The sequence below is a fragment of the Mesorhizobium tianshanense genome, assembly GCF_007830515.1.
Taxonomy (GTDB): domain Bacteria; phylum Pseudomonadota; class Alphaproteobacteria; order Rhizobiales; family Rhizobiaceae; genus Mesorhizobium; species Mesorhizobium tianshanense.
This window is the reverse complement of record NZ_VLKT01000124.1, coordinates 1-4951: the sequence shown is the minus strand read 5'-3', so window position 1 is coordinate 4951 and position 4951 is coordinate 1. Positions and strand designations below refer to the sequence as shown.

The window sequence follows — 4951 nt, the reverse complement described above, 5'->3', positions numbered from 1 at the left end:
CCGTCATAAAGCCAGGCCGCCAGCGAGCAGGCTTCGAGCCCGATGCGGTCCAGCGGCAGATCGATTTTCCGCAAGGCCTCATAAAGCGCCCTCGGCTCACTCGCCACCCGCCCTTCCTTCACAATCCGGCCGCTCTCGTCGACGACGCAGATGGCGGTCTCTTCCAAAGACACGTCAAGTCCGGCAAAATACTTCATGGCTGCTCCTCCTGATGTTTGTGGCGATCTACATCGACCACGTTCTCACATCTCGACAGGAGCAGCCGCCCTCAATTTGGCTCGGGCGAGACCCCAATCACCCCATCTGTTGAAATTCTTCACCGTCTTGGTTTTGCATTCTTGTTCCTGGACCTTCGTCTCCGTCGCTCCGTTGACCGTATACACGGTGGACGTGCCGTAGCCTTTCGGATCACCAAAGCCGTTGTAGTCATAGGTGATCTTCATCAGCGGGTTGACCGCCGTCTCGCCGAACTTCGTGCCGTAGAGCGTCATCGTCTTGTCCCAATGGCCCGAAACCAGGTCGATCTTGAACGTGGTCTGCACCAGCGCCGGCCTCTTGCGCGCCGCCGACTTCACGCCGATCTGCACCGTGTCGACGCGGGCGATCTGCATGAAGTTCGTCGGCATGGCAAAGCTGGCCGAGGCATCGATGCTGGCGGTGCCGTCGGCGGCGACGACGAAGCTGTCGAGCTTGGCGGTGCCTTGCCCGCTGTTGGCCGCAAACGACTCCTGCAGCTTCACCTGACGGTCCGCCAACGATGTGCTGGTTGGCAGGGTCGTGATCGACAGAGTCGCGGCGTCGAGCGCATTCTGCATCGATGCCCTGGTCTCGACAGCCGCGTTATAGTCGACCGAGATGCCCAGAGCGGCACACATCGGGATAAGCAGGATGGCGAGTATCGGCGCAAGCGAGCCGCCCTCGGAACTGAGGAAATGGCCTCCAGACTGTGACATTAATTGAAACCCCCAAACGGTGACGGGTGTGGCCTATCACGCAGGGCGCGAACTATGCTCTAATCTGATGGATCAAAGTTTAACGGCTTTGCGGCCCGGAGTAGGTAGGCCATCCTCTCCCCGTAAACGGGGCGCTCCCATCGATGGGTTTCGCCAATCACCAGCGTTGCAGGAAGGGTTGCCGACGCTGCGACCAGCTTCTTTCTCTCCGTTTACGGGGAGAAATGCCCGGCAGGGCAATGAGGGGCGGTGCCCGCTTCGGCAATTGGCCGTCTTCCGACATGAGATGGACCATCTTTGCCTAACCCCGATCGCCTCGGAAGCCCCGCCGCTTGCCCGGGCAAGCTGCCCCTGCTAAAGCGCGCGACATGACCACGCCCATCAAGAACATCCGCAATTTCTCCATCGTCGCCCATATCGACCATGGCAAATCCACGCTTGCCGACCGGCTGATCCAGCTGACCGGCGGGCTGGAGCTGCGCGACATGAAGGAGCAGGTGCTGGACTCGATGGACATCGAGCGCGAGCGCGGCATCACCATCAAGGCGCAGACCGTCAGGCTGAAATACCGCGCCAAAAATGGCGAGGACTACATCCTCAACCTGATCGACACGCCCGGCCATGTCGACTTCGCCTACGAAGTGTCGCGTTCGCTCGCCGCCTGCGAGGGCTCGCTGCTGGTCGTCGACGCCAGCCAGGGCGTCGAGGCGCAGACGCTGGCCAATGTCTACCAGGCCATCGACAACAATCACGAGATCGTCGTGGTGCTGAACAAGGTCGACCTGCCCGCCGCCGAGCCCGAGCGCATACGCGAGCAGGTCGAGGAGGTGATCGGCATCGACGCCTCCAACGCCGTGCTGATCTCGGCCAAGACCGGCCTTGGCATTCCCGACGTGCTGGAGGCCATCGTCAACGACCTGCCGCCGCCGCGCGAGGGCGACATCACGGCACCGCTGAAGGCGATGCTGGTCGACAGCTGGTACGACGCCTATCTCGGCGTCATCGTGCTGGTCCGCATCATCGACGGCGTGCTGAAGAAGGGCCAGACCATCCGCATGATGGGCACCGGCGCCAAATATCTGGTCGAGCGCACCGGCGTCTTCACGCCCGCCCGCATCAATGTCGACGAGCTCGGCCCCGGCGAGTTCGGCTTCTTCACCGGCTCGATCAAGGAAGTGGCCGACACCCGCGTCGGCGACACCATCACCGAGGACAAGCGCCAGACCGCGCATGCCCTGCCCGGCTTCAAGCCGGCGCAGCCAGTGGTGTTCTGCGGCCTGTTCCCGGTCGACGCCGCCGATTTCGAGGATCTGCGCGCCGCCGTCGGCAAGCTGCGCCTCAACGACGCTTCCTTCTCATACGAAATGGAAACCAGCGCCGCCCTCGGCTTTGGCTATCGCTGCGGCTTCCTTGGCCTCTTGCATCTCGAAATCATCCAGGAGCGGCTGGAGCGCGAGTTCAACCTCGACCTCATCGCCACCGCGCCGAGCGTGGTCTACCGCCTGGCTCTGACCGACGGCACGGTGAAGGAATTGCACAACCCGGCCGACATGCCCGACGTGGTCAAGATTTCGGCCATCGAGGAGCCCTGGATCCGCGCCACCATCCTCACCCCCGACGACTATCTCGGCGGCATCCTGAAGCTCTGCCAGGACCGGCGCGGCATCCAGGCCGACCTCTCCTATGTCGGCAAGCGCGCCATGCTGACCTACGATCTGCCGCTCAACGAGGTCGTCTTCGACTTTTACGACCGGCTGAAGTCGATCTCCAAGGGCTACGCCTCCTTCGACTATCACCTGACCGACTACAAGGAAGGCGACCTGGTCAAGATGTCGATCCTGGTCAACGAGGAGCCGGTCGACGCGCTGTCGATGCTGGTCCACCGCACGGCGGCGGAAAAGCGCGGCCGCCAGATGTGCGAGAAGCTGAAGGAGCTGATCCCGCATCATCTGTTCAAGATCCCGATCCAGGCGGCGATCGGCGGCAAGGTCATCGCCCGCGAGACGATCTCGGCGCTGCGCAAGGACGTCACCGCCAAATGCTATGGCGGCGACGTCTCGCGCAAGCGCAAGCTGCTCGACAAGCAGAAAGAGGGCAAGAAGCGCATGCGCCAGTTCGGCAAGGTGGACATCCCGCAGGAGGCGTTTATCCAGGCCTTGAAGATGGGTGATTGAGAAGCCGGTCGGGCGTCCGCGCGCAACGCGGCGCTGAAGCTGTACGGTGGAGACTAGCGGTGTGGTCGATATCTGAGACAACCGACTACGGGCCGTTGCTCGCTTTACGATGGTTCCGCCCGTTACAAGGCATGTTTAGCCTCCTAAACGAAACTGAATTTATAGCTGAGTCGGCGCAGACGCCTAACGATGATAGTTCTGCCGGCGGTCCCCTTCCTGAAAGGCAGGAAGGGGGCAGCACCAAAGTCATGCGTCAGTTTTGAAGTCGCAACCTCAGGCTTACGCCTGAAAGCAGGACGCTGAACCTAAGCGCCGCCTCGCGGCGATCTTCGGCTTCTTTGCGCTGAAGGGGCTTGCGTCAGGTGCTCCGGGCCAACGGCTGTTCCTGGTGGCGGTGCTGGCGCTTGGTTGCCTGGGGCGTGGTCTGTTCCTGGCGCGCGGTGCGTTCGACACCGGCGTCCAGGTGGTGCTCGATGCCGTGGGCTTTCGCGACCGGCGCGGCGGCGGCGTGCTGGTGCCCTGGGAGAAGGTGCGCAGCGTGAGCCCCGTCTCCGACGAGGACTCGGCAATGATCAACTTCGAGCTGACCGAGCCGCCTCCCGATGCCATCAGATATGCGCCGGCCAACGCGCTCGGCCTCTTGCTGCCCTTTGGCAAGAACACCGTCCGCATGGAAATCGCCTCGCTCGACGCGACCGGCGCCGACATGATCGCGGCGATCCGGCGGCTTGCGCCGCATGTGGCGGTCGACGGCTGAGCGCCCTGCCTTTTCCCACAAACAAGGGGAGAAGGGTATCGCGGACGCCGGCTTGACGCCGTCCCGGCCACCGCCATAGCGTATGGCTTGAGCAAGGAGCACAGCATGGCAGGCACGGTCGAAGGCGAAAAAATCGATGTCGGCTTTTCCGGCCGGCGCTGCATCCATTCGCGCAATTGCGTGCTGGGCGATCCGCATGTCTTCGTGCCCAATGCGAAGGGCCAGTGGATCCATCCCGAGGCGGCCAGCGTCGAGAAGATCGTGGCGATTGCCGAAAGCTGCCCGTCGGGCGCCATCACCTACATCAGGAAGGATGGCGGCCCGCAGGAACAGCCGCCGGTGGTCAACACCGTGCGCATCCGCGAAAACGGCCCGCTGGCGGTGCATGCCGAGATCGTGCTGGGCGGCGAGACATTCTTCCGCGCCACGCTGTGCCGCTGCGGCGCGTCGGAGAACAAGCCGTTCTGGCGACGGCAGCCACGCCAAATCAGGCTTTGCCGCCACCGGCGAGCCGCCGCTGAAGGACACGCCGGCGCTGGCCGCGCGGAACGGCCCGCTGACGGTGACGCCGACCACCAACGGCCCGCTCAAGCTCGAAGGCAATGTCGAGATCGTCACCGGCACCGGCCACACGGTCGACCGCACCACCCGCACCTTCCTCTGCCGCTGCGGCCATTCGGCCAACAAGCCGTTTTGTGATGGCAGCCACAAGCGCGTGGGGTTTGTGGGATAGGCGGCCAAGCTGCCAATCTCCCCCGCAATGGGACCGTTGCGCAGTTTCAGGAGAGCGCTGGCGGGAACGGGTTTGGCGCCGGTTTTCGTTTGTTTTTGGGTTTTGGGGTGTCCTGTCTGGGGTTTCAGGCGGCGGTCCGGCCCTGTGTGGCCGGAATCCGGGCGCACCTATCCTGTGATGGCGGCCCATCGGCGCATGTTGAAGGCGATGGCCGCCATCGTCACCTGGGCGGCTGCCTTGGCCAGCCCGACATAGCGGATCGTGGTCAGCTTCATGCGGCGCTTGAGCGTGGCGAAAGTGGTCTCCACCGCAGCCCGCCGTCTGGCGATCAGGC

Annotated in this window: 5 protein-coding genes and 2 pseudogenes; 4 read left to right on the top strand and 3 right to left on the bottom strand. The window is 63.5% G+C overall.

From position 1 onward, the window contains the following. Positions 1-197 (bottom strand): annotated as a pseudogene (locus IQ26_RS38560) (IS110 family transposase); the annotation flags it as partial. Positions 198-242: 45 nt separating this feature from the next. Beyond that, positions 243-953, bottom strand: coding sequence for a TadE/TadG family type IV pilus assembly protein (locus IQ26_RS38555; RefSeq protein WP_145723536.1), 711 nt, complete (start codon positions 951-953; stop codon positions 243-245). A 368-nt stretch (positions 954-1321) separates the two neighbouring features. On the opposite strand from IQ26_RS38555, the gene lepA reads away from it, so the two are divergent. The 4 genes and pseudogenes from lepA (at position 1322) to IQ26_RS41390 (ending at position 4617) form a co-directional block, all read left to right on the top strand. Then, positions 1322-3127 carry a translation elongation factor 4 gene (gene lepA, locus IQ26_RS38550; RefSeq protein WP_145723535.1) on the top strand — a complete coding sequence of 602 codons (1806 nt, stop codon included), beginning with the start codon at positions 1322-1324 and terminating at the stop codon, positions 3125-3127. Between the two features lie 388 nt (positions 3128-3515). Beyond that, positions 3516-3884 carry a hypothetical protein gene (locus IQ26_RS38545; protein WP_145723534.1) on the top strand — a complete coding sequence of 123 codons (369 nt, stop codon included), beginning with the start codon at positions 3516-3518 and terminating at the stop codon, positions 3882-3884. 105 nt (positions 3885-3989) lie between these two features. Then, positions 3990-4136: pseudogene (locus IQ26_RS40965) on the top strand ((4Fe-4S)-binding protein); the annotation flags it as partial. Beyond that, positions 4081-4617 (top strand): CDGSH iron-sulfur domain-containing protein, encoded by a 537-nt coding sequence (locus IQ26_RS41390; RefSeq protein ID WP_338101659.1) that lies wholly within the window; start codon positions 4081-4083, stop codon positions 4615-4617. The pseudogene IQ26_RS40965 and the gene IQ26_RS41390, both read left to right, overlap by 56 nt. A gap of 167 nt (positions 4618-4784) precedes the next feature. On the opposite strand, the gene IQ26_RS38535 is transcribed toward IQ26_RS41390, so the two are convergent. Next, on the bottom strand, positions 4785-4951 hold a 167-nt coding region (locus IQ26_RS38535; RefSeq protein WP_145723533.1), incomplete at its 5' end, for a transposase.

Bases quoted from the DNA above. Each gene is read 5' to 3' on its own strand.
- IQ26_RS38555 (WP_145723536.1), bottom strand. From the start codon at position 953: ATGTCACAGTCTGGAGGCCATTTCCTCAGTTCCGAGGGCGGCTCGCTT.
- lepA (WP_145723535.1), top strand. From the start codon at position 1,322: ATGACCACGCCCATCAAGAACATCCGCAATTTCTCCATCGTCGCCCAT.
- IQ26_RS41390 (WP_338101659.1), top strand. From the start codon at position 4,081: ATGTCTTCGTGCCCAATGCGAAGGGCCAGTGGATCCATCCCGAGGCGG.